Consider the following 22955-nt stretch of genomic DNA (forward strand, 5'->3'; position numbering starts at 1 on the left):
ACCGCAGGCAGGCCCGCCACCTGCCAGGCCAGTCCACGCTCGACCCGGCGCACATCGAAGCCGGCGCCATGCAGGATGTCGGTCGCCTTGCTCGACCACGGCGAAATCGTGCCTAGCCGCGGCACTACCCACAGGCTTGCCGGCTCGGGCGCGGCATCCTTCGCTTCGAGCACCGCCAGCAGACGCTGACGCAGCGCACCTTCGGGCACGCGGTCGGCATCCAGCAGGTAGATGAACCAGCAGGCCTGCACACGCGTGCCGCGATGCAGGGCATCGAGGCGGGCATTCAGGCGTTCAAGGCGAAACGGCGAGAGGGCGCTCTGCCCGTCGAGTGCGATCATGCGGGGGGAATAGGCGCTGGAGGAAAACGCCTATTCTACATGATGTTGCGGGACAGCATCCGGGTGGGGCGTGAGGCCGGCCTGATCGCGCGCAAGCGCGCTCCTACCGGGCCGCTGTGGTAGGAGCGCGCTTGCGCGCGATCGGGCGTACGACAACCTCAGCCGCCCTTGCCCACCGTACCCGCCGGGGCGTTCACCGCCTTGAGGAGCTGGTCCGGGGTCAGGTAACCGCCGACCACGTCGCCGCTTTCCGTCACCACGGTCGGGGTACCGTTCACGCCCAGGCGCTCGCCCAGCTCGAACTCGTCTTTCACCGGATTGGTGCAGCTGGCCGCCTTCACCGAGCCGCCCTTCATCGCCTCATTGAACGCGTTCTTGCGATCCGACGCGCACCAGACCGACACAGCCTTGGTATACGACGGGGTGTCATTGCCACCGGTGGTCTTGATGCCCTCGCGCGGCCAGAACACATATTCCACCGCGATGCCCTGCTTGTTGAACTCATCGATATGCGCGTGCAGCTGGCGGCAGAAGCCGCAATCCACGTCGGTGAACACGGTAACGGTGTGCTTGGGGTTCGCCGGCGAGTAGATCAGGCGTTGCGAGGCCGGCACCTTGGCCAATTCGGCCTTGCGCGTCGCCGCCCAGCTGGCGGCGGAGAGATCCGTCTGGCTCTTCAGGTCGATGAGGTTGCCATTGAGCATGTAACGACCATCGGCCGTGACGTAAACCATGCGGCCCGAGGCCACCACCTGATAGAAGCCGGGCATCGGCGACGGCTGGATGCTATCGACCTTGATACCGGGGCCAAGGCCTTCGACGGCGGCGCGCACGGCCTTGGTGTCATCGGCGGCAGCGGCGGTCATGGCAAACACGCCGGCGAGGAGGGCCGGGAGGATTCTCTTGAACATCGGGTAAGGCTCCATGGGGTACCGGGGGATTCCGCGAGCCCTGCCTTGGAACGCGTGGCGCGCGAACGGTTCCCCCGATTGTGGCACGGCCGGTTATCCGCGGGGGTGATGCTGCGCGTGAAGGCGCTTCAGGCCTTCCTTCGCCACCAGGGTATAGATCTGGGTGGTGCTCAGCGCACTATGCCCGAGCAACATCTGCAAGGCGCGCAGGTCCGCGCCATGGTTGAGCAAATGGGTAGCGAAGGAGTGCCGTAGCACATGCGGTGAGACGCGCTTGCCCGGGATACCGACCTGCATGGCGTAGCGCTTCACCAGGGTCCAGAACTGCTGGCGGCTCATGGCACTGCCGCGGTTGGACAGGAATAGCGCGAGCGGCTGGCCATGGCCTTTGGCCAGCAGGGGCCGGGCCTCGGCCATGTAGCGCTCGACGTGGTTCAGAGCCTCTTCGCCGACGGGCACGAGGCGATCCTTGCCGCCCTTGCCGGTGACCCGCAGCACGCCCTGGCGGGTATTCAGCCCGGCGAGCGGCAGGTCGACCAATTCCGATACGCGCAGGCCTGAGGAGTACATCAATTCGAGCATGGCGCGGTCACGCAGGCCCAGGGGCGTACCCGTGTCAGGCGCGACGATCAGCGCCTCGATCTCGCGTTCAGCCAAGGCCTTGGGCAGCCCGCGCGGCATCTTCGGCCGTTGCATCAGCAGTGTCGGGTCTTCGCGCTGGCCTTCGTCGCGCGCCAGGTGCGCGTAGAAGCGGCGGAACGCCGATTGGCGACGCGCCATGCTGGGCACGGAGACCGGCTGGCTGCCGTGGTAGGCGGAAAGATCCTCGCGCGTGGCCGTCGCAAGGCCATGGCCGCGTGTTTCCAGCCAGCGGGAAAGCTGCGCCAGGTCGCGCCGGTACGCCTCGAGCGTGCGATCGGCGAGGCCATCTTCCGACCACACGCGCTCGATGAAGCGATCGATCAGGCGCGCATCTTCGGCGGGGAGTTCAGTCGTATCTGCCATGCGCCGATGGTCGCATGGCCAAACCAGCGCATCCAAATACGCTAGGTGCTGGCGGCCCGTCGCGTGGCGCCGCCATCCACGGCAAGGTACTCATCCACGCTGGTGACGAATGCCGCCCACACGTAAGCCACCTGGAACTCAAGCGCGGCGGAAAGCTTGTCGGCCTCCGGCTGCGCGAGTTTCCCCCTGCGTGCCACCACCGCCACCTTCTGCAGGCGCTCGGCCGCTTCATCCATAGCCGCCATGCTGCTCTTCACCGCATCGACCAGCTCCTTGGGAAGGCCCGGCAACAACATGCTCACGCGTTCATCGGCCGCATCGCGGAACAAGCGGAACTCACCAAAGGCGTTTTCTGTGTCCGCGAGTGCCGCGATAAGGTCGCAGAGCGGACTCTTGACCGTGACGGGTGACGGCTTAACCCGCGAACGCGTAGTGCTTAGCTCCAGTGCCATGGACTGCCTCCTCGATCGACGTTGATTCGCAGCGTATGCCGACGCGCACAGGACGTCGCGGGAAATCGTCAGCGAATTGCGGCACGCTGCAACGCAACCCGTTGTTCGGCCGCGAATACCCCATAATGCGGCGAGACCACACTGCGAGCCCGCATGAGTACGATGCCCCTACCCGCCCCTGCCTGGCGCCGTTTTGCGGCGATTGTTTATGACGCGCTGGCTGTGGTCGCCATCGTGATGGTGGTCGGGCTTATCGCGCAGATGGTGACCGGGGGGCATGTGGCCGATGACAAGGGCCACGTGGTTGCGTGGTGGTACCAGCCGCTGCAAGGCGTCGTCGTCGGCGCCTATTTCCTGTTTTCGTGGATGCGTGGCGGGCAGACGCTGGGCATGCGGCCGTGGAAGATCCGCGTGGTGGCGCGCGATGGCGGTGCCGTGGATTTGAAGCGCGGCCTTATCCGGCTCGTGGTTGCTGGTTTGCCAGTGCTGCTGCTGATGCTTTACAGCGTGACGTCGTTGCGGGTGGCGCTTTTGGCGCCGCTGGCGGGTTGGGCGGTGATTTTGCTGCCGAGTCTGTTCGATGCGCGGCGGCGGGGGCTGCATGACATGGCGGCGGGGACGGAGATTCGCTGAGGGCGTCGCGCGCAAGCGCGCTCCTACAGGGGGTTTCTTATTTGAACTGGTCGCTCGCGGGGACCCATGAACCGTTGGCTTGGGGCGCGGCCTGTACGTTGATTTTGATCGTGGGCTCACAGCCGGGCGGTAGTGGGCCGCCTGCGACGCGGGCGGTGGTGCAGAACGCGGTGTTGTCGAGCGGCTGGCCTGCAGCGGCGACCGTGCTTGCGTTCGCAGGCGGCAGGTTGTCGGCCAGCGGTTTCGAGGCCAGGGTCTGGTTCTTCACCAGCTTGTCGGGCTCTGAAGGCTTCGGCGGCGGATCGCCGCCACAGCCCAGGGTGAATAGCGAAATCGCCTGTTTCATCGCGCCGCCGGAGCTACCCGGGCCCGCCGTGCAGTTGATCCGCACGCCGCGCGGCAGCGGAACGGTGAACTTCACCGTGGTCGCTTCCACACCGTGGCGCAGGGCCGTATCGACCGAGCTTTCGCCCTTCGGGGTCCATGCGCCGTCAAAGCGCGTGGCTTTGTAATCGATGTGCACATGCGCGCCATTCTGTGGCGTGACATTGCCACGCGGTTTCAGCTCCACGTACGCGCCTACCTGACCCGTCTTGTCGCCCTGCCCGCCTTCCACGCCGTCGGCACGCTGCGATGTGCCGTTCGCGCCGGTCACCCGCTCACCTTCGTCAACGCCCTTCGCCGCACCGGGCTTGCCCGTATCAGCGGTGGCGCCCGGTGTGTTGGTTCCCGCATTCGCGGCCGTGGTGTCGCCCGCGGCCGAAGGCGCACCTGAGGCGCCTTCCTTCGCCGCTGCGCTGGTGTCGCTGGTGGCCCTGCCCTGCTCGTTCTGTGCTTGCGCCGTGGCTTCGCCCGCGGCGATATCGCCCGGGGTGACGGCCGGTGCCTGCACGCTGGGCCGCGCGACGTCAGCGACGGGGGCGGAGAGGCTCGGCCTGGCCGTGGCATCCGGCAAAGGCACGGCCTCGAGTTCCGCTTCCGCCTGCACGGCCGGGGCGCGCACGGTTTCCACCGCGACCTTGGGTGGCACCGGGCGAGGCATATCGGCCGTGACCTGTGGCGCGGGCGGTGCGGTCGGTTCCTGCGCGATCGCGGGCAGCGGCGTGTCCTGCGGCGTCGGCGGGGCGGACGATTCCTGCACTTCTGGACGCGGCACGCTCGCCAGCGTCATCGACGTGGTCGGCACCGGCGTCGTCTTCTCCGCCGTGATCTGTGGCGGTGTCGGCGTGACCGCTGGCTGCGATGCCGGGATCGGCGGCAGCGACAGCGATGCGGGTGGAGGCATCGCCGTCGTGCCCTCGGCTTGTGCCTTGCGCACCGGTTCCGGCTGGAAGCGCGGTGGCACGACCTGAGGCTTGGGCGTATCGACGGCCAGGTCCGGCGGTGCCGGGGTGGGCAACGGCACCTTCTGCAGATCGGGTTGCGGGGGCGGCGCGGTGGGCTGGACCAGCGGCTTCTCTGCCACGGCCTGCACGCTCGGCGGCGGCGCGGTGAGCTTCACATCCGGCTTGACCTGCGGCGGTGGCGCGACGGGTACCGCGATCGCCGGCAACGCCTTGTCTGCCGATGCCACGGCAGCCGCGTGCGATCCACGCGAGGCACGGCTGGCCACCGCCTTGCTGGTCGTTCGCTTTGCCTTCGCCACCGGCGCCTTCGAAGGCGTGCCGCGCACGGGCGGCACCGGCGCGGGTGGCTTATCGATCAGCCGGACCTGTAGCGCTTCGGGGTTATCGGGTTCCGGGGGCGGCGGCAGGATGTCGTACGCCGGGCCCAGGATCATGCCAAACAGGAACAGCAGGTGGATAAGCAGCGTACCGACCCAACCGGCAATACGCCGCGCGCTCGGGCTCGGCTTCTGGCGCAGCTGGCGGCGATAGACGAGCGCGTGCATCGCCGCTTCGCGCGGCGACATGGGCAACGACGGCTCGGCGGCCTCGGGCTCGCTGTCCGGTGTGTAATGGGTAGGCATTGGGCGGTAGTGTCCATGCTGCGCGTGCGCCGCACAATCACGAGCTCAGGCTTCCCGGCGAACGGCGTCGCCCACAGGGCGGGCTCCTACTTACTGCGGCGATCCTGCTCGGCTTTTTCGAGATCGATGGCCTTCAACGGCACATCGCTCGGGCAACCTTGCGGCAACGGTTTGTCGGCGCGGAAGGCGGCGATGCATTCGGCCTCGCTCGGCGGCGGGACCACATCGGGGCCATCGGCAAGCGGATGCGATGGCGCCATGTTCAGGCGCCCGTCGGCGGACTTCGGCGGCGGCTTCGGCGGATCCTCGCCACGGCAGCCCACGGGCAGCACGAAGAACACCGTGGCGCAGTTGATCCGCGTGCCACCGACGTTGACTTGCTTCTTCAGCGTCGTGGCTTCCATCGCCTTGCGGATGCCGCCATTGAGCACGTTTTCGTCGCGCGGTGCCCAGTCCTTTTCAAAGCGGGTTTCCGTGTAGGTCACCGAGCCCTTGCGAGTCATAACGCCCGCCGAGTCGGTGGGTTTACGTGCCACGAAATCAGCCTGTGTCGTCGCTGGCGCGGCCGTGGGCTGTGCAAGGTGGACCTGGCCATCCTTGCCGAACAGTTGTGGCGCGGGTGCCGCAGCGGGCGGAACCTCGTTTTCGGCAGGCGTCGCGTCCTTCGGCGGCTCCTTCGGCTTCGGCGGCTCCGGCCGTGTGGCCTCGGGCGAGCGCACCTTCGGTGGCGGCTCGCTGACCGGCGGCGGAGGCGGCACGTTGGCCTGCGGCGGCGGGGGGGCGGCGGGCTCGATGAAGCGGACCTCAAGCACATCGTCCTTGTCGTCCGGCCGCGCATACCCGATCAGCGGGCGCGGCTGCATCTCGTACTTCACCAGCAGGATGATGAGGATATGCAGGATCAGCGTGCCCGCGATCCCCAGCGTGGCGCGTACACGGTCGCGCGGTGGCTTACGGTAGCGAATGGCGCGCAAGGCCGTGATCGTGGCCGGGTCGATCGGGTGCAACCCATGGCGGCGCGTCGCCTCCGGCGGAAGCCGGTGCGAATCAACGTAGGGCGGGGGCGCCTTGCCTGGGTATTGCACGCTAGAGGGGGTTCCCGGTCCGGGCCATGGAGAAAGCCATACAGCTTAGCGCGGCTGGATGACCGCACCTTAAGCCTGCGCCTACAGACACCACCCCCGAAAGAAGATTCCCACCCCCCCTTGATTCCTCGCCCCGATCGGAGAAGGCTTGGAAGGACGGGGGGACCGCCATCCTTAACGGAGGGTCGCATCGTGTCGCCATCCACGGAACGCATCCGCAGTCTGTCACTTGCCGGCCATGCCGGGGCCGGCAAGACCACCTTGTTTGAAGCCATGCTCCACGCCGGCGGCGCGCTCAACAGCATGGGCAGCGTGGAAAAGGGCAGTACCGTTTCAGATAACGACCCCATGGAACGCGCACGGGGCCATTCCATCGATGCGTCGATCGCCTCGATCGAGCGCAACGGTTTTCGAATACACCTCGTCGATACCCCGGGCTACGCGGATTTCCGCGGGCCGGCGCTGGCGGCGCTTGCCGCGACCGATACCGTCGCGATCGTGGTCAACGCCGCGAACGGCATCGAACACGGCACGCGCAGCATGATGGCGCACGCGAAGGAGCGCGGCCTGGCGCGCCTGCTGATCGTCAATCGCATTGACGCGGAAGGCGTAGACCTGGCCGCCCTGGTCGACGACCTGCGCACGGAGTTCGGCAGCGAATGCCTGCCGGTGAACCTGCCCGCGTCACAGGGGCACGCCGTGCGTGACGCCTTCTTCCAGAAAGCGGGCGAAAGTGACTTCTCCTCACCCGGCGACGCGCACCAGCAACTGATCGACCAGGTGGTCGAGATCGACGATGCGGTGATGGAGCATTATCTCGACAAAGGCGAGGAGTCCCTCACCGCCGCTGAGCTGCATGATGCGCTCGAGCACTGTCTGCGTGATGGTCACCTCGTACCCATCGTCTTCACCAGCGCGCGCGATGGCGTTGGCGTGAATGAGCTGCTCGAACTGATCGAACGCATCCTGCCCTGCCCCAGCGAGGCCAATCCACCGCCATTCCAGGATGACCAGGGCATCCACTTCGATATCGCGGCCGACGCAGGTAAACACGTGGTCGCCGATGTGTTCAAGATCGTCAATGATCCCTTCGTCGGCAAACTCGGCGTGTTTCGCGTGTGGCAAGGCACGGTGCGCAAGGATTCGCAGCTGCTGGTGGATGACGGGCGCAAGCCATTCAAGGTGGCCCACCTGTTCCGCCTGAAAGGCAAGGATCACGTGGAAGTGGATGAGGCGTTGCCGGGCGATATCGTCGCGGTGGCGAAAGTGGACGACATCCATTTCGATGCCGTGCTGCACGATGCCGCCGATGCAGGCCGCATCCACCTGCAGCCCTGCCCGTTCCCCTCACCCATGTTCGGCCTGGCCGTGGAGCCGGCGCACAAGGGCCAGGAACAGAAGCTGGCCAACGCGCTCGCCCGCCTGGCAGAAGAAGACCCGTGCTTCGTCGTGGAGCACCATGCGGAGGTCAACCAGACCGTGATCCGCGGGCTTTCCGACCTGCACCTGAAGCTGATGCTGGAGCGGATGAAGACCCGCTACGACGTGGAAGTGCTGACCCACCCACCGCGCATCGCCTACCGTGAAACTATCGGCGGCAAATCCGATGGCCATCACCGGCACAAGAAGCAGACCGGCGGGGCTGGCCAGTTCGGCGAAGTATTCCTGCGCGTGGAACCGCTGGATCGCGGGACTGGCTTTGTCTTCGTCGATGAAACCAAGGGCGGCACGATCCCGAACCAGTTCATGCCGGCGATCGAGAAAGGCATCCGCCAGGCGATGGATACGGGCGCGGTGGCGGGCTACCCGATGCAGGATGTGCGCGTCAGTGTGTACGACGGCAAGCACCATCCGGTCGATTCGAAGGAGGTGGCTTTTATCAGCGCGGGCCGCAAGGCGTTCCTGGATGCGGTATCGCGAGCTCGGCCCGTCGTGCTGGAGCCGGTCGTCGACCTGGAAGTCTCGATCCCCAACCCGGCGGTCGGCGATGTGACCGGTGGACTTGCCTCACGGCGTGCGCAGATCATGGGCACGGAGACCTTGCGCGGCGGGGAGACACTGATCCGGGCGCGGGTGCCGCTGGCTGAACTGGCGGACTTCCCCACCCAGCTAAAAGCGATGACGGGTGGCCAGGGCCGCTACGCGATGGACTTCAGCCACTACGACACGGTTCCGCCCGGCGTGCAGAAGAAACTGGTCGAGGTCTGGAAGCCTAAGGCCGAAGAGGACTAGACCAGCACCACCCGGCCGGACAAGTCGGATTTCTGTAGGAGCGCGCTTGCGCGCGATGGGGTTTGCGGCGAGCACCCATCGCGCACAAGCGCGCTCCTACAGGAGATCAGGCGGCTTTGCGCTTGGGCTTCAGCATGGTGCCGATGCACTTGGGCGAGCCGCAACGGCAGGCCCAGATCTTCTTCAGGCGTGCGGTGTGCGGCATGTCGAGCGTGATGCCGTAGTCGTAGGTGAGTTCTTCACCCGGGGCGATATCGCGAATGGCCTCGATCATCACCTTGTCGGTCTTCGAATCCTTTCCCGGCACGTCTTCGACGATCACTGCCTGGCAGTTCGGGTCGCAGCCATAATTGATCCAGCGCGCCGTATTGCCGTGGCTGTTGCCGTCGACGATCCAGGTATCGTTCAGCGTGAACAGGAAGGTATGGCCGGTTTCACCACCATCGCCGTACTTCTTGTCAGCCTGCGCGTGGGTGATGCGATCGCCCTTGTATTCGACGACGTCTTCGCCTGCCTTGATGGGGGCGACGGCGAACACACCGTTGCCGTGGATGGGGGAGCGGCGCGCGACTATGCGTCGGGTCATAAAAGAATAATCGTCATGGAAGGCAAACCCGGATGATGCCTGCTCGGCCTCCGCTTGGGAACCGCGTTTCAAACGCCGTCTCGCGCACGCAGGCCGCCCGGCGCTACCATCGAACGAGTGTTCGACACCCGATACCCAGGGAATGACCTTGATGCGACGCTTAACGATTGTCCGTGTGGCCGCGCTTGCCGGCCTTACCCTCCTGGCCGCCTGCGGCCCCGCCAAGAAGAGCGTCTTTCCGCCCGCGGTGACGTTGCAGGAAGTCACGGCGAAGCCCGGTGGCGCCTGGCACCTGACCTTGCGCGTGCGTAACAACAGCTACGGCGGCATGTCGTTCGACCGCTTCCAGGGCACCTTGCAGGTCGGCCAGTTGGGCGGCGTGCTGCTCGATGCGAACATCAGCCAGGACATTCCCTCGTTTGCCGCCGACGTAACCCGCGTCGACATCCTGCCTACCCCCGAAATGGCGAAAGCCCTCGCCGAGCTCGCCACCAAGGGCAGCGCGGGCGCCCTGCCCTATGCGATCGAGGGGCGTGTCACCGGCACCCCTGAAAAAGAAGACAAGCCGAGCACCTACCCCGTACACGGCAAGAGCTGGCTATCGCCGGTGCCTGGCATCCCCGATACCTACCGCTCGCCCTGACCCCATCCCCAGCCGCATTCGCCAGGATCCACCATGACGATCTACAAAGCCCCGCTCAATGACATGCGTTTTGCGCTTTACGATGTGCTCGGCGCCGAAGCCATCCTGGGCCGCCTCGAAGGTGGCGAAGGCCACAACCGCGAACTGTTCGATGCCGTGCTGGACGAGGCGGCCCGCTTCAACGAGCAGGTACTTGCGCCGCTGAACGCCTCCGGCGATGCCGAGGGCTGCGTGTATGACAAGGCCACCGCCTCCGTGACCACGCCGAAAGGCTTCAAGGAAGCCTACCGCCAGTACGCTGAAGGCGGCTGGGCAGGCCTTACCGCGCACGAGAATTTCGGCGGCCAGGCCTTGCCGGCCGTGCTCGGCGCACTGGTCAAGGAGATGATCGATTCGGCCAACCTGGCCTGGGGCATCTACCCGCTGCTCTCGCACGGCGCGACCGATGCGCTCGAGCACCATGGCACCAAGGAACAGCAGGAGACCTTCCTCAAGCCGCTGGTGGAGGGCCGCTGGACCGGCACCATGTGTCTCACCGAACCCCAGGCAGGCTCGGATCTCGGTTTGCTGAAGACCCGTGCCGAACCCAATGGTGACGGTAGCTACCGTGTGACGGGCACCAAGATTTTCATCAGCGCCGGTGAACATGATTTCGCCGAGAACATCATCCACCTGGTGCTTGCCCGCCTGCCGGGCGCGCCAGCAGGCAGCCGTGGCATCTCCATGCTGGTGGTGCCGAAGTTCAAGGTGAACGCCGATGGTTCGCTGGGTGAGCGCAACGGCGCCGCCGCGGGCGCGATCGAGCACAAGATGGGCATCAAGGGTTCGGCCACCTGCGTCATGAACTTCGATGGCGCGCAGGGCTGGTTGATCGGGCCGGAGCATAAAGGCTTGATGGCGATGTTCACCATGATGAACGCAGCGCGCCTCGCCGTGGGCATCCAGGGTCTCGCCGTCTCCGAGCGCGCCCTGCAAAACAGCCTGAACTACGCCCGCGAACGCCTGCAGATGCGCGCGCTTTCTGGCCCGCAGTTGCCGGAAAAGCCGGCCGATCCGTTGACCGTGCACCCCGATGTGCGCCGCATGCTGCTCACCCAGCGCGCCTTTGTCGAAGGCGGCCGTGTGCTGGCGGCCTACGCCGCGCTGCAGAGCGATATCGAATCGCGCGATGCGGATCCGCAGGCGCGCAAACAGGCTGGCGAGCTGCTCTCCTTCCTGATCCCGATCGCCAAGGGCCTGCTCACCGAAGCCGCGCAGGAGTGCACAAAGGAGGCCCTGCAGATCTTCGGCGGCCACGGTTTCATCGCCGAGCACGGCATGGAACAGTTCGTCCGCGATGCCCGCATCATCACCCTTTACGAAGGCACCACGCAGATCCAGGCGCTGGACCTGCTCGGCCGCAAGATCGTCCAGTTGCAGGGCGCGGGCCTGAAACTGTTCCTCGGCGAGATCTCCGCGTTCTGCCAGGCCAACGCGGGCGACGCCGCGGTGAAGGGATACATCCTGCCGCTCGCCACCGCCGCCAAGGCCTGGGGCGATCTCACCCTGGAGATTGCTGGCAAGGCCCAGGCCAACCCGGAAGAACTGGGCGCGGCCGCGGTCGATTACCTGTACTACTCCGGGTACATCACCCTGGCCTACTTCCTGGCCCGCAGCGTGCTGGCGGCCGAGGGCAGCAGCCTGTTGAACGCCGACGGCAAGCAGGCCAAACGCGATACGGCGAATTTCTACTTCGCCCGCATCCTGCCGCGCATCCACCTGCACAAGGCGGCGATCGACGCCGGCGTGGCGACCCTGCCCGAGATCCTCTAACCCCTTGTAGGAGCGCGCTTGCGCGCGATGGGTCTTATGGCAAGCAACCATCGCGCGCAAGCGCGCTCCTACAGGTAGCGAGGCGATGGGGCTTTTCCCGGCCCCGGTTCAGGTGTAGAACTGAACGAGCCCGGACCTCCCAAGCCAACCACGGTTCCCTACACGATGAGCGACCCAGCGGCGTTCCTGATTCGTCTCGCGGAAAGCGACGATGATGAATTTATCCTTGGCCTGGTCCACCGGTTCATCCACTTCCCGCTGCCCAATGGCCGCACCAAGTCCGATTGCCTGAAAGGCATCGAGACCGACCTGGTGAAGCACCTCGACGAGCAGCCTTCCAACAGCTACATCTTCGTCGCGGAAAACGACGACGGCCATGCGGTGGGCTTCATCCGCCTGCAGAAGACCAAGGACTTCTTCACCCACCGGGAGAATTGCCATATCTCCGATATCGCGGTGCATGAGAAGTTCGAAGGCTCCGGTGCCGGCAAGTTCCTGCTCGACCACGCGTATACGTGGGCGAAGGAACACCGCTGCCAGTTCGTCACCCTGGCGGTGTTCCCCGGCAACGAACGCGCCCGCGATCTCTATGTAAAACACGGCTTCGACACCGACCTGGTGCGCATGGCCCGCCCCGTTCGCTAACAGCACCTGTAGGAGCGCGCTTGCGCGCGATGGATGGGTGCTTGCGGCAAGACCCATCGCTAACAGCGCGCTCCTACACGAGCAAAAAAAAGGCCGCCCGGTGGGCGGCCTTTCATTTCGCGACGTGCGCTGGCGTATCAGGCGTTAGCCTTCGCGCCATCTTCCACGGTCTCGCGCGAGTCGAGGCGAGCCGCCATGCGGTCGATGTTGGCCAGCGACACCAGGTGTGCGTAGATCCAGCCGAAGGCGCCTTCGCGCAGGAACTCACCGGCGACCTTGTCGTCCAGCTTGCGCAGCTTCTCTTCGTTGATCACGAACAGGCCGTTGAGGTTGATGCCGCGGCCTTCCTTCTGCAGGGTGATGGTGCGCGGCTCGAGCAGGTCATGCTCGCGCAGCTTGCCCATGAACCACTGGGTGCGGGCGACGTGGTCCTGGAACTCGCCCAGGAAGTTCACGGCATTGGTCAGGGCCGGGGCATCGGTGCCATCTTCATTGAAGAGGCGCTCGCCTTCGGTTTCGTTGAAGCCTTCGTAAGCCTCATCGAGGAACACGGTGAAATCGTCGCCCTCGGCGCCGGCCGGCTTCTCGGCCAGCACGAACGGGTAGCGGCGGACGAACGCCGGGATGTAGAGGCCGGTTTCCCAGAAGCCGTTCTGGCCGACCAGCAGGTTTTCACCCTGGCGCAGGCCGAGTAGCGCCATCGGGCCCGCGTCCTCGATGCTGTTGCCAGCGAACAGGATCGGGAAATCGCGCGCGGCCGGGGCGAACTCGACGCCGGTAAGCGGCACGGAGTGCGCCTTCGCGGCGAAATGGATGTTATTCACGGCCTTCAGGCGAAGGTCGCGGTGGGCGGTACGGTTGAGCGCAACCGGACGCTCGTAGAAAAGCACTTCTGCCACTTTCATTCCCTCTAGGACCCGCAAGGCCTGGGAAGCCACCCCGGCCCCCCTTCCAAACCCCGCGGGCTCACAATCGAACGCCCACTATATCAGCGGCGGGTGACAGGAAAAGCCCCGCAAGAACCGTACCGGAGCAATGCTTTTCTGTCGTAATTGTGGGGTATGCTCGGGTCAACGCCCCTTGCGGGCCTGGGCCGGTGCACCTGGCCCGCACGGAGTTCGGCTTGCTGGAACGCTCTTTCGCGTAGGTGAAGGACGAGACTAGATGACGATGGAAGTGCTTCAAGAGGACCTCCCCAAGGTGGCGGCATTGCACGCCACCCGGGTCCTTTCGCTCGACGCCTCGGGGCGCATCCTCGACTGGATCAGCTGGCAGGACGCGGTTTGCCTGTACGTGCGCGGGGTGGTGGCCTGGACCCTGGGCGATCCCTGCGTCACGGTCCGCGGCGGCATCAGCCGGGCCTCCGGCGTGCGCAGCAGCCTCGAGCTTCACCCGATCGTGGCCAGCACCGGCCACTGCCGCGACCACGCGATCGACCCGGCCCCGGCCCTGACCAATACCGCCCTTTTCGCCCGCGACCGGCACATCTGCCTGTATTGCGGCCACCAGTACACCCGCCACGAGCTCACCCGAGACCACGTCGTCCCCCTCTCCAAGAAGGGAGCCGACGAGTGGGAGAACGTGGTTAGCGCCTGTCTGGCCTGCAACCTGCGCAAGAGCAACCGGACCCCGCAGCAGGCCCACATGCCCCTGCTGGCCGTGCCCTACCGGCCCAGCTGGGTCGAACACCTGATCCTTTCCAACCGCAATATCCTGGCCGACCAGATGGAGTTCCTGGTCAGCCACCTGCCCCGGGATCGCCGCCCCGCCTGAACCTTGCCCGGGTTTCGCCCGCAAGGATTCACACCCCGTCCCTTGCCCCCGCCCCGCCTAGGGCGAACAATACGGGGATGAACGACCTCTCCCATTACCCCTATCTGGCGCAGATCGAATCGCCGGAGGATCTCCGCCGCTTCCCGGCGGATGAATTGCCGGCTATCGCCGATGAGCTGCGCCGCTACCTGATCGAGGCCGTGGCCTCGTCGGGCGGCCATTTCAGCTCGGGGCTGGGCGTGCTCGAGCTCACCGTGGCCTTGCACCACGTGTTCGAAACGCCGAAAGACCGCCTGGTCTGGGATGTGGGCCACCAGTGCTACCCGCACAAGATCCTGACCGGCCGCCGCGACCGGATCACCACGATCAAGAAGAAGGACGGCCTGGCCCCCTTCCCGCGCCGCGACGAGAGCGAGTACGACACCTTTGGCGTCGGCCACTCCTCCACCTCGATCTCCGCCGCGCTGGGCATGGCGATCGCCCTGCAGCGCCGCGGCGATCACCGCAAGGTCGTGGCCGTGATCGGCGATGGCGCGTTCACCGCGGGCATGGCGTTCGAGGCCATGAACCACGGTGGCGATGTCGAGCCGAACATGCTGGTGATCCTCAACGACAACGGCATGTCGATCAGCGAAAACGTGGGCGCCATGACCAAGATGGCCGCTCGCGCCATGTCCAGCCGCACGCTCAACCTCTGGCGCGAGCGGGCCAAGAAGGCCATGCCACGCGAATCCTTCTTCGGCCGCTTCTTCAAGCGCTGGGAGGAACATGCCAAGGGCATGTTCGTACCCTCCACGCTATTCGAGGAACTGGGCTTCCACTACACCGGCCCGATCGATGGCCACAACATCGGCCAGCTCGTCCAGGCCCTTGAACTGGTCAAGGACTTGCCGGGTCCGCAGCTGCTCCATGTCATGACGACCAAGGGCAAGGGTTACGAGCCTGCCGAAAAGGCGCAGATCGAATATCACGCCGTGGGTCCGTTCGATCCGGTCGCTGGCGTGGTGAAAAAGGGCGCGCCGGCCAAGCCGACCTACACCGACATCTTCAGCGACTGGCTATGCGACCAGGCCGCCGCCGATGAACGCCTGCTCGGCATCACCCCCGCCATGCGCGAGGGCTCAGGCCTGGTGCGTTTCTCGAAGGAATACCCGCAGCGTTACTTCGACGTGGCGATCGCCGAGCAGCACGCGGTGACGCTTGCCGCCGGCATGGCGGTCGAAGGGGCAAAGCCGGTCGTCGCGATTTACTCGACCTTCCTGCAGCGCGCCTACGACCAGGCCATCCACGACGTGGCCCTGCAGAACCTCGACGTCACCTACGCGATCGATCGCGCGGGTGTCGTCGGCCCCGATGGCGCCACACATTGCGGCAGCTTCGACATGTCGTTCCTGCGCATCCTGCCGAACATGGTGGTGATGGCGCCGGCCGATGAAAACGAATGCCGGATGATGCTGAGCACGGGTTACGCCTACAACGGCCCCGCCGCTATTCGCTATCCGCGCGGCACCGGTCCGGGGGCGAAGATTGCCGAAGGGCTGGACACGCTGCCGATCGGCAAGGGCGAAGTGCGTCGTCGTGGGCACCACGGCCTGGCGATTCTTTCGTTCGGCACCATGCTCGCACCGGCCGCCGTGATCGCCGCCGAGGTCGATGCGACGTTGGTGAACATGCGTTTCGTGAAGCCGCTGGATGAGGAACTCATTCTCGAGATGGCGCGCACGCACGAAGCCTTTGTCACCATCGAAGACAACGCGGTCGCTGGCGGTGCTGGCGCGGGCGTTGCCGAGTTCCTCGCATCGAAGGGCGTCACCGTGCCCATCTTCCACCTCGGCCTGCCCGACGAATACCTCGAGCATGGCAGCCGCGAGGAAGTGCTGACGATGGCGGGGCTGGATCTCCCGCAGATCCGCGCGGCGATTCGTGGGCGATTCCCGCAGTATGCGGCGACTCCGGTGGCTAGCGCGGGCTGAGTCGGCGTACGCCGATGGGTTTCGGCTATGCCACGATGAGTTCGTAGAGCAGGGTCTTGTCGCCTTGCGATGTCACAGCATGTTGAATGAAATCGACAGCCTCATGCACGCTTTGTGCGCCAGCGGTGTCCACAATCATTTCCATGATTGGCGTTAGCCGTTCGCCATCCAGGTGAAAGCCTTCCAAACCTAGCGGCATGATGTTGTATCGGCGGACGATCGCTAACGCCTTCATAAGGTTAGCGTCATCCATAAGAATCGAGCCCGCGCGTTCCATCACGGACACACTGTTATCTTCCAGAAGGTCTTTTAATTTCCCCACGGCGCTATCCAACCTGGATCGTTGCGGTTAGAAACCGGAATACCGAAGTTCAGGGATTAGACCTTCGCCGTGCACCCGTCACCCTCTCCCGACTCTCAAGGTCAGGCGTGGTCGTAATGCTCGTCCACAGATTGACGTCAAAGCACGCCCGCGACGCTTCGCCCTGGTTCCAACCGTGCTCAAAAAGCAGCCAACCCTGCTCGTACAGGTGGGCTGGTGCGGCGGTGACGATTCGGCGAATGTCGTCCATACCGTCTGCACCGGATGAAAGAGCGCCCTTTGGCTCGAAACGCAGGTCGCCCAGCGACAGGTGTTCGTCCGTATCTTCAATATAGGGCGGATTGCTCACCACGATGTCGTAGCGTTCGCCAGCCACGGGCGCGAACCAGTCGCCATGGAAGAAGCTGACGCGCAGGCCAAGCGAGCGTGCGTTGCGCTGCGCCACCACGAGTGCCGCTTCGCTGGCGTCCAGCGCATGCACCGTGGCATCCGGGCGCTCCTTGGCGATGGCGAGGGCGATGGCTCCGCTGCCTGTACCCAGGTCGAGCAGGCGTCCGCCCTCGGGTAGCCGTGCCAGTGCCAGCTCAACCAGCAACTCGGTTTCCGGACGCGGGATTAGCGTCGCGGGCGTCACTTCCAGCGGAAGCGACCAGAAGTCGCGACGGCCGGTGATGTAGGCAACCGGCTCCCCTTTCACCCGACGCGCAACGAACTCCGCAAAACGCGTTTCGTCCGGTGCCGGGAGAGCGTCATCCGCGTGGGCGAAGAACCAGGCCCGGTTCACGCCAAGGGTATGCGCCAGGAGCAGCTCAGCCTCGAGGCGATCGCCCAGGGCGTGGCTGGCGGTGCGCAGGATCGTGCGGATATCGGTCATGGGCGCATTCTATCGCTCAGTACTGCACTTCGATGGGTCTCCGTGAATGCTTATTCGATTGAGTCCGCAGCGCGGCCGTCAACGCTACTCTGTGGCTGGGTGATAAATGCGAAAACGAAGGGCAAGCTCGGTTTGCCCGGGCACCTGAAATCGAAATGCCCGGATCGTTTCAAGCGCGGCTTTAGCCGCGGCTTCTTCCGGGTAGCTCTCCACGACGCGTGGGTTCTCGGCACGACCCTCCGCGCCCACCCTGAAAATCACCGTGCCACACGCAGCGTTATCGCCCAGCTTCCAGGCATCCGCTGGCAAGGCGAATTCCCGGGTCGCCAGCGTGGAGCGCGCGCCCCTGGCCACGAGGGAGTCGAAGCGAGGATCTCGACACGCGCCATCACCACCCGTTTTGGCGCTGTTATCGCGCGTCAGTGCAAGCACGGTATAGGGGCCGCGGAACACGATCGTCTGGCGATTCGTTGAATCCGGCGCGCGATCGCCTTCGATATCGCCGACCAAGGGAATGTCCTGACGATCGGTGTCAGGAGCCACGGCCGTCGCGATAAGTCGCTTGCCCGAACGCGTACCCGTCAGATGGTAAGCGAGGGTGCCTGACGCGCCATCGCGGAGGTCCAGGTCAAACCTGGCACCGTGCCATGAAAGCGTCCCATCGCCCTGCGCCGTGTGCCAACGATTGGTCGCCGACTCCAGGCTGCGCCAGTACCACGTGCCCGACGTGTCGGCCCCGTTAGGCTCCTTTGCCGGCGTGGCACACGCGATCGCGGCGAAGGCGAAAGCCACCGCGCGGCACGACCACCTCATACACAAGCCCCACGGCACGAATCGTCCCGACACGTCGCTCTCCTGTCTCCCCCAAGGACCGGCGAGACAATAGGTAATAACTTGCGATGCCGTCAACGGAAGCCGCCCCTACAATGGGCCGATGCGCCCTTTCATCCTCGCCGTCGCCCTGCTCTGCCTGACGGCCTGCCACGCCACGTTCTTTGCTGGCCTCAACGCCACGCAATCTGGCGAGGGCGTGGTGGCGCATCCGGGGTTGGTCTATGACCCTTCCCACCACCTGGTGCTGGATGTGTATGCACCGCCGAATGCGCACCACGCACCTGTGGTCGTCTACTTCTTCGGCGGTGACTGGCAGGAGGGCAAGCGCCAGTGGAACCGCTGGATGGGCGAAGCACTGGCAAAGAACGGCATTGTCGCGGTCATCCCGGACTACCGGCTTTGGCCTGCCGTGGGTATGGCGGGCTTCCTTACCGACGCGGCGAACGTCGTGCGCTGGGTGCACGACCAAGTCGGCGAGTTTGGCGGCTCGCCCGGAGATATGTTCCTGATGGGTCACTCGTCCGGCGGGCATGTCGCGGCGATGCTCGCTACCGACAAACAGTGGCTGGAAAAGGTCGGCATGCAGCCGCGTGACCTCGCAGGCTGGATTGGCATAGCTGGCACATACGACTTCCTGCCGATCGATGACGACGCTGACTATGTGGGCATGTTCGGCAATACCCCGGCCGAGCAAGCCGCCTCGCAGCCGGTGAACTTCGTGGATGGCGATGAGCCGCCCGCGCTGCTCCTCCAGGGTGAAAAGGATACCGAGGTGTATCCGTCAGAGGCCGTGTCCATGGCGGCACGTTATGAGGCCGCTGGCGAGCCTGCGGAGCTGCGCCTCTACCCGGATGTGGGACACGAAGGCCTGCTGCTTACCTTCGGGCCCATGAAGCACCGCGCGCCGGCGCTGGCAGATACGCTCGAGTTCATCCGTCGCCACCCCGGGCACTGAACGCTGCATCCCTTTTCACGCCCGGTACGTAAACGTTGGGTATGACCCGACTCCTGATTACCTCGCTCGCTACCCTGCTCCTAGCCGGGTGCCAGTCCGTCTTGTTCGGCGCCGTGAATGCCCGCCAGCCGGTGGGCGATACCGTCGCGCACCAGGGCATCCCTTTCGATGGCGCCCTATCGCTCGACGTCTACACGCCGAAGAACGCTGCGCACGCGCCTGTCGTGGTGTTCTTCTACGGCGGCAGTTGGAGCAGCGGGAAGCGTCAGTGGTACCGGTGGGTCGGCGAATCGCTAGCTTCCCGCGGCATCGTGGTGGTGATCCCGGATTACCGCACCTGGCCGAAGGCGAAGCTGGATGGGTTCATGGAGGATGCGGCACATGCGGTCGCTTGGACCAAAAGTAACGTGGCCCGCTTCGGTGGCGATCCTTCGCGCCTTTTCGTCATGGGGCATTCGGCGGGGGCACATATCGCTTCGCTGCTCGCCACGGACAGCCGATGGCTGAAGCCGGTGGACATGCAGCCGCGCGAGCTTGCTGGCTTCATTGGCCTCGCGGGCCCGTATGACTTCCTGCCGCTGAAGCGAGCAAAATTCATCGACATGTTCGGCAGCACGCCGGAGACACAGGCCCGTTCGCAACCCGTGAACTTCGTGGATGGCGACGAGCCGCCTGCCCTACTGCTGCAAGGCGGTTCCGATACGACGGTAAGGCCTTCCAATGCCCAGTCGCTGGCCCGGCATTACGGAGCACGGGGTGAGCCGGTGACGCTGAAGATCTACCCCGGCGTCACCCATATGAGCATCCTGTTCGCGCTGGGGCCATCGAAGGACAAGGCGCCCGTGCTTGACGATATCTCGGCCTTCATCGCTGCTCCCCGCCGAGGTGCGAAGTAGCGTCGGCGCCGACGGGTACGGTAGATTTGTGACGAGCCCTACGTGCCGGTGCTATGAAACGCCTTCCTCGACCGCTTCGCTGGTTCGCTTTCGTATTGTCTGGCGTGATCGCCCTTCCGGCGATTTATCTGCTACTGGCGTTCGTACTCGGACTCGTACCGGTGAATCGCCATTGGAAGCCACCAGCGGATGGCGTCGTCGTATGGCTGACCACCAACGGCGTACATGCCGGGTTCGCGCTCCCGGCGCGGGACCTCTCCATGGATTGGACGCGACTATTTCCGCCCGTGCACGCGCGCGCGCCGCACGAACCACTCAACGGCGATGTCGCCTACATAGGCTGGGGAGACCGCACCTTCTTCCTTGAGGTACCGACGTGGGGTGACCTCAAACCATCCACCGCCGCCTATGCGCTAAGCGGGCTGGACCGGACCGCCATGCACGTGGAATACGGCCCGCCGCCCGCGGAAGGTGTTCAGGCGCGCCGCCTCATGTTGACCCGAGAACAGTACGTGCGCCTGGTTGCCTACATTCATGCCAGCACATCGGTGGATACGAAGGGAAACGCCGCGTGGATCCCAGGCCATGCCTATAGCGACGACGATGCGTTCTACGAAGGCAATGGCCACTACAGCTTATTTGTCACCTGCAATCAGTGGACGCGCGATGCACTCAGTGTGAGCGGAGTACGCACGGCAGCCTGGTCACCTTTCGATAAACCGCTGTTCCACCAGGTCGACAAGGCATTGCAGCCGGATCAGTAGCGCTTGCGACCTTCGGCGTTGCCCCCGCGCGCGGCATCCAGTACTTCCGGGTAGGGGTAGTTAAGTCCCAGCAGCTGTTTGATATCCGCGCTTGCAGCCTTCACGAAGGCTTCGGGAAGTGCGGCGGGCAGGTCTTCCATCGGTTTGATGAACTTCGGCAGATACTGCGTGATGATCGCGGAGCGGTCGATGGTGCTGCGGTTGGGCATGGCGCAATGCCATACGGCACCGAAGAACACGACGGTGTCACCTGCTTCGCCGAGCATGCGCTCGCAGCGGTCGAAAAAGCCGTCGCCTTCGTCCGGGTAGCGCAGTTCGCGCTGGCTGCCAGGGACATACGCCGTGGCGCCCGTTTCGTCGGTGAACGGGTCCAGCATGATCGTGACCTGGCCATTCAACGGAAAGGATGCGTTGATCCGGGTCGGGTGGGTCTCGGGTGAATGGAAATCCCAGTAGGGGTAATCGATGTGCGGCTCCTGCCCCGGACCGCCCGGCAGGATCCGGTTAGCGGCGATCGAGCCCATGATGAATTCGCTGCCGAGGAAGGCGCGCATCACCTGCATGATCGCGGGATGCGCCGCCATGCGCGAGAAGATATCGCCCTTGGCCAGCAGGTTCCACACGCGGCGTTGCAGGTTGATCCGCCCTGCTTTCTCCGCGTCGCCCTGGAAGTGGGTGACCTTGGCCCCACGATCGTCGCCGCTGGATTCGCGCATGACGATGGCGCGGGCTTCGGCGATTTCTTCGTTCGTGAACAGGCCGCGTAATGTGACCGCGCCCTTGCCTTCCAGTAGCTCGCGGACGATGGCATCCGTGTCGAGGTTGGCCTCGGTGAAAACCAGAGGGGCGACGGCAGGCTGGCGAACGGCGTTCATGGATGAGGTCTCCGGCCGCGAGCGGCGGCGATGGGGGCGTGGTCAGGCTCTACGCTAGGCCGTTTTGCAAGCGCTTGCAAATTGCGCTGCAGCATGGGCAGTATCGGGGCTACTGGCGTGGTCGCGGGGTGGATCGCGCGCAAGCGCGCTCCTACAGGAGCCTGGCTCTCCCTTACTGGAAACGGTGCATGACTGAGCTTCGTGTGGGACTTATTGGCGCGGGTTACATGGGTAAGGCGCATACCGTCGCCTTGCAGTCGGTGGGGGCCATTTTCGACACGGGGCTGCGTCCCGTGTGCGAGATGATCGCGACGTCCACATCGACGGGTGCAGCGGAGCATGCGGCGCGATGGGGGTGGCGGCGTTCAACGGGCGATTGGCTCGAGCTGGTGAATGATCGGGCGGTCGATGCCGTGATCATCGCCACGCCGCCGCGCACGCATCTGGAGATGGTGCTTGCCTGCGTGGCAGCGAAGAAGCCGGTGCTGTGTGAGAAGCCTTTGGGGTGCGATGCCACCGAATCGCTGCGCATGGTCGAGGCGATCGAGAGCGCCGGACTGGCGGGCATGGTCGGCTTCAACTACATCCGTACGCCGGCCAGCCAGCTGGCGAAGCAGATGATCGACGCGGGGGAGATCGGTGACGTGATCCAGGTGACGGCGGAACACGTCGAGGATTACCTGCATGATTCTGCCCTGCCCGCTTCGTGGCGCACACGGATCAGCACGGGAACCGCGGCAGGCGCCCTTGCCGACGTGGCACCGCATATCGTCAATGCATGCCTTCGCCTCGTGGGCCCCATCAGCAGCCTCATCGCCGACACGCAAATCGTGCACGCCACCCGACCTGGTCCGAACGGACCTGAGCGGGTAGAGAACGACGACCAGGGTCAGATGTTGTTGCGCTTCGCCAATGGCGCCAGTGGCAGCCTGAGTTTCAGCCGCGTCGCTGCGGGGAGGAAGATGGGCTACACGTATCGCGTGACCGGTACGAAGGGCGCGCTGTACTTCGACCAGGAAGACCAGAACGCGCTATGGCTATACGACGCCTCGCGCGAACCTGCGCGGCGTGGCTTCCAGAAGCTGTTGATGGGGCCGCCCCACCCGGATTACCTCGCCTTCAACATGGGCTTCGGCCATGGCACGGGGTACAACGACCAGATCGTGATTGAGATGCGCGACTTCCTGCGGGCGGTGGAGACGGGCGAAGCGGTCTGGCCGACGTTTCGCGACGGGTATGCGGTAGATCGAATCGTCGAGGCGGCCCTGGTATCGACGCACGAAAGGCGCTGGATCAACCTGTAGGAGCGCGCTTGCGCGCGATCAGATCTTGCCGCAAACCCCATCGCGCGCAAGCGCGCTCCTACAAAAGCGTG

General features: G+C 65.0%; 23 protein-coding genes. 11 read left to right on the forward strand and 12 right to left on the reverse strand.

Going from position 1 to position 22955, the window contains the following annotated elements; translation table 11 throughout:
- The 4 genes from VGN46_RS14910 to VGN46_RS14925 form a co-directional block, all read right to left on the reverse strand.
- The coding region (locus VGN46_RS14910; protein WP_331644563.1) for a hypothetical protein at positions 1-341 on the reverse strand (341 nt) is incomplete at its 3' end.
- 158 nt (positions 342-499) lie between these two features.
- The gene (locus VGN46_RS14915) at positions 500-1252 is read right to left on the reverse strand and encodes a DsbC family protein (RefSeq protein ID WP_331644565.1); all 753 of its coding nucleotides are present in this window, start codon (positions 1250-1252) and stop codon (positions 500-502) included.
- A 93-nt stretch (positions 1253-1345) separates the two neighbouring features.
- Entirely contained in the window at positions 1346-2257 is a 912-nt protein-coding gene (gene xerD / locus VGN46_RS14920; RefSeq protein ID WP_331644567.1) for a site-specific tyrosine recombinase XerD, read from the reverse strand.
- Between the two features lie 41 nt (positions 2258-2298).
- Positions 2299-2709 (reverse strand): hypothetical protein, encoded by a 411-nt coding sequence (locus VGN46_RS14925; protein ID WP_331644569.1) that lies wholly within the window; start codon positions 2707-2709, stop codon positions 2299-2301.
- Positions 2710-2862: 153 nt separating this feature from the next.
- Here VGN46_RS14925 and VGN46_RS14930 point away from each other — a divergent pair, with 153 nt between their 5' ends.
- Positions 2863-3342, forward strand: a complete 480-nt coding sequence (locus VGN46_RS14930; RefSeq protein WP_331644571.1) for an RDD family protein — start codon at positions 2863-2865, stop codon at positions 3340-3342.
- Between the two features lie 37 nt (positions 3343-3379).
- Here the strand turns inward: VGN46_RS14930 and VGN46_RS14935 are convergent, their stop codons facing one another.
- A complete protein-coding gene (locus VGN46_RS14935) occupies positions 3380-5311 on the reverse strand; it encodes a hypothetical protein (protein ID WP_331644573.1) in 1932 nt (643 codons plus the stop codon).
- Between the two features lie 86 nt (positions 5312-5397).
- Positions 5398-6396 carry a hypothetical protein gene (locus VGN46_RS14940; RefSeq protein ID WP_331644575.1) on the reverse strand — a complete coding sequence of 333 codons (999 nt, stop codon included), beginning with the start codon at positions 6394-6396 and terminating at the stop codon, positions 5398-5400.
- 192 nt (positions 6397-6588) lie between these two features.
- Between VGN46_RS14940 and fusA the strand changes: the two genes are divergently transcribed.
- A complete protein-coding gene (fusA, locus tag VGN46_RS14945; RefSeq protein WP_331644577.1) occupies positions 6589-8628 on the forward strand; it encodes an elongation factor G in 2040 nt (679 codons plus the stop codon).
- 106 nt (positions 8629-8734) lie between these two features.
- On the opposite strand, the gene VGN46_RS14950 is transcribed toward fusA, so the two are convergent.
- On the reverse strand, positions 8735-9214 hold the full coding sequence (locus VGN46_RS14950) for an SET domain-containing protein (RefSeq protein ID WP_331644579.1): 480 nt from the start codon (positions 9212-9214) through the stop codon (positions 8735-8737).
- 151 nt (positions 9215-9365) lie between these two features.
- On the opposite strand from VGN46_RS14950, the gene VGN46_RS14955 reads away from it, so the two are divergent.
- From VGN46_RS14955 to VGN46_RS14965, 3 genes are all read left to right on the forward strand, one after another.
- A complete protein-coding gene (locus VGN46_RS14955) occupies positions 9366-9857 on the forward strand; it encodes a hypothetical protein (protein WP_331644581.1) in 492 nt (163 codons plus the stop codon).
- A gap of 33 nt (positions 9858-9890) precedes the next feature.
- The gene (locus VGN46_RS14960) at positions 9891-11669 is read left to right on the forward strand and encodes an acyl-CoA dehydrogenase C-terminal domain-containing protein (RefSeq protein ID WP_331644583.1); all 1779 of its coding nucleotides are present in this window, start codon (positions 9891-9893) and stop codon (positions 11667-11669) included.
- A gap of 165 nt (positions 11670-11834) precedes the next feature.
- Positions 11835-12314: a GNAT family N-acetyltransferase gene (locus tag VGN46_RS14965; protein WP_331644585.1), complete on the forward strand. Its 480-nt coding sequence runs from the start codon at positions 11835-11837 to the stop codon at positions 12312-12314.
- A 137-nt stretch (positions 12315-12451) separates the two neighbouring features.
- On the opposite strand, the gene VGN46_RS14970 is transcribed toward VGN46_RS14965, so the two are convergent.
- Positions 12452-13213, reverse strand: coding sequence for a SapC family protein (locus VGN46_RS14970; RefSeq protein WP_331644587.1), 762 nt, complete (start codon positions 13211-13213; stop codon positions 12452-12454).
- 271 nt (positions 13214-13484) lie between these two features.
- Here VGN46_RS14970 and VGN46_RS14975 point away from each other — a divergent pair, with 271 nt between their 5' ends.
- Together VGN46_RS14975 and dxs are read left to right on the forward strand one after the other, a co-directional pair.
- Positions 13485-14087, forward strand: a complete 603-nt coding sequence (locus tag VGN46_RS14975) for an HNH endonuclease (RefSeq protein ID WP_331644588.1) — start codon at positions 13485-13487, stop codon at positions 14085-14087.
- Positions 14088-14164: 77 nt separating this feature from the next.
- Positions 14165-16060 (forward strand): 1-deoxy-D-xylulose-5-phosphate synthase, encoded by a 1896-nt coding sequence (gene dxs, locus VGN46_RS14980; protein ID WP_331644590.1) that lies wholly within the window; start codon positions 14165-14167, stop codon positions 16058-16060.
- A 25-nt stretch (positions 16061-16085) separates the two neighbouring features.
- Here the strand turns inward: dxs and VGN46_RS14985 are convergent, their stop codons facing one another.
- From VGN46_RS14985 to VGN46_RS14995, 3 genes are all read right to left on the reverse strand, one after another.
- A complete protein-coding gene (locus tag VGN46_RS14985) occupies positions 16086-16394 on the reverse strand; it encodes a hypothetical protein (protein WP_331644592.1) in 309 nt (102 codons plus the stop codon).
- A gap of 37 nt (positions 16395-16431) precedes the next feature.
- Positions 16432-17256 carry a peptide chain release factor N(5)-glutamine methyltransferase gene (prmC, locus tag VGN46_RS14990; RefSeq protein ID WP_331644594.1) on the reverse strand — a complete coding sequence of 275 codons (825 nt, stop codon included), beginning with the start codon at positions 17254-17256 and terminating at the stop codon, positions 16432-16434.
- An 84-nt stretch (positions 17257-17340) separates the two neighbouring features.
- Positions 17341-18102 (reverse strand): hypothetical protein, encoded by a 762-nt coding sequence (locus tag VGN46_RS14995; protein ID WP_331644596.1) that lies wholly within the window; start codon positions 18100-18102, stop codon positions 17341-17343.
- 88 nt (positions 18103-18190) lie between these two features.
- Here VGN46_RS14995 and VGN46_RS15000 point away from each other — a divergent pair, with 88 nt between their 5' ends.
- From VGN46_RS15000 to VGN46_RS15010, 3 genes are read left to right on the forward strand one after another with little or no spacing between them, the layout of a single operon-like run.
- The gene (locus VGN46_RS15000) at positions 18191-19045 is read left to right on the forward strand and encodes an alpha/beta hydrolase (RefSeq protein ID WP_331644598.1); all 855 of its coding nucleotides are present in this window, start codon (positions 18191-18193) and stop codon (positions 19043-19045) included.
- A 41-nt stretch (positions 19046-19086) separates the two neighbouring features.
- A complete protein-coding gene (locus tag VGN46_RS15005; RefSeq protein ID WP_331644600.1) occupies positions 19087-19941 on the forward strand; it encodes an alpha/beta hydrolase in 855 nt (284 codons plus the stop codon).
- 53 nt (positions 19942-19994) lie between these two features.
- The gene (locus VGN46_RS15010) at positions 19995-20705 is read left to right on the forward strand and encodes a TIGR02117 family protein (RefSeq protein ID WP_331644602.1); all 711 of its coding nucleotides are present in this window, start codon (positions 19995-19997) and stop codon (positions 20703-20705) included.
- On the opposite strand, the gene VGN46_RS15015 is transcribed toward VGN46_RS15010, so the two are convergent.
- The gene (locus VGN46_RS15015) at positions 20699-21580 is read right to left on the reverse strand and encodes a phytanoyl-CoA dioxygenase family protein (protein WP_331644604.1); all 882 of its coding nucleotides are present in this window, start codon (positions 21578-21580) and stop codon (positions 20699-20701) included. The genes VGN46_RS15010 and VGN46_RS15015 overlap by 7 nt on opposite strands.
- A gap of 188 nt (positions 21581-21768) precedes the next feature.
- On the opposite strand from VGN46_RS15015, the gene VGN46_RS15020 reads away from it, so the two are divergent.
- Positions 21769-22884 (forward strand): Gfo/Idh/MocA family oxidoreductase, encoded by a 1116-nt coding sequence (locus VGN46_RS15020; RefSeq protein WP_331644606.1) that lies wholly within the window; start codon positions 21769-21771, stop codon positions 22882-22884.
- The last annotated feature ends 71 nt before the right edge of the window (positions 22885-22955 follow it).

Source organism: Luteibacter sp., from assembly GCF_036500425.1.
Classification (GTDB): Bacteria; Pseudomonadota; Gammaproteobacteria; order Xanthomonadales; family Rhodanobacteraceae; genus Luteibacter.

Excerpts from the sequence above, each read along its gene's own strand:
- VGN46_RS15010 (WP_331644602.1), top strand. The coding sequence starts at position 19,995 with ATGAAACGCCTTCCTCGACCGCTTCGCTGGTTCGCTTTCGTATTGTCT.
- prmC (WP_331644594.1), bottom strand. The coding sequence starts at position 17,256 with ATGACCGATATCCGCACGATCCTGCGCACCGCCAGCCACGCCCTGGGC.
- VGN46_RS14930 (WP_331644571.1), top strand. The coding sequence starts at position 2,863 with ATGAGTACGATGCCCCTACCCGCCCCTGCCTGGCGCCGTTTTGCGGCG.
- VGN46_RS14975 (WP_331644588.1), top strand. The coding sequence starts at position 13,485 with ATGGAAGTGCTTCAAGAGGACCTCCCCAAGGTGGCGGCATTGCACGCC.
- VGN46_RS14960 (WP_331644583.1), top strand. The coding sequence starts at position 9,891 with ATGACGATCTACAAAGCCCCGCTCAATGACATGCGTTTTGCGCTTTAC.
- dxs (WP_331644590.1), top strand. The coding sequence starts at position 14,165 with ATGAACGACCTCTCCCATTACCCCTATCTGGCGCAGATCGAATCGCCG.
- VGN46_RS14915 (WP_331644565.1), bottom strand. The coding sequence starts at position 1,252 with ATGTTCAAGAGAATCCTCCCGGCCCTCCTCGCCGGCGTGTTTGCCATG.
- VGN46_RS14965 (WP_331644585.1), top strand. The coding sequence starts at position 11,835 with ATGAGCGACCCAGCGGCGTTCCTGATTCGTCTCGCGGAAAGCGACGAT.
- VGN46_RS15005 (WP_331644600.1), top strand. The coding sequence starts at position 19,087 with ATGACCCGACTCCTGATTACCTCGCTCGCTACCCTGCTCCTAGCCGGG.
- VGN46_RS14955 (WP_331644581.1), top strand. The coding sequence starts at position 9,366 with ATGCGACGCTTAACGATTGTCCGTGTGGCCGCGCTTGCCGGCCTTACC.
- VGN46_RS15015 (WP_331644604.1), bottom strand. The coding sequence starts at position 21,580 with ATGAACGCCGTTCGCCAGCCTGCCGTCGCCCCTCTGGTTTTCACCGAG.
- VGN46_RS14950 (WP_331644579.1), bottom strand. The coding sequence starts at position 9,214 with ATGACCCGACGCATAGTCGCGCGCCGCTCCCCCATCCACGGCAACGGT.
- VGN46_RS14935 (WP_331644573.1), bottom strand. The coding sequence starts at position 5,311 with ATGCCTACCCATTACACACCGGACAGCGAGCCCGAGGCCGCCGAGCCG.
- xerD (WP_331644567.1), bottom strand. The coding sequence starts at position 2,257 with ATGGCAGATACGACTGAACTCCCCGCCGAAGATGCGCGCCTGATCGAT.
- VGN46_RS15020 (WP_331644606.1), top strand. The coding sequence starts at position 21,769 with ATGACTGAGCTTCGTGTGGGACTTATTGGCGCGGGTTACATGGGTAAG.
- VGN46_RS14925 (WP_331644569.1), bottom strand. The coding sequence starts at position 2,709 with ATGGCACTGGAGCTAAGCACTACGCGTTCGCGGGTTAAGCCGTCACCC.
- VGN46_RS15000 (WP_331644598.1), top strand. The coding sequence starts at position 18,191 with ATGCGCCCTTTCATCCTCGCCGTCGCCCTGCTCTGCCTGACGGCCTGC.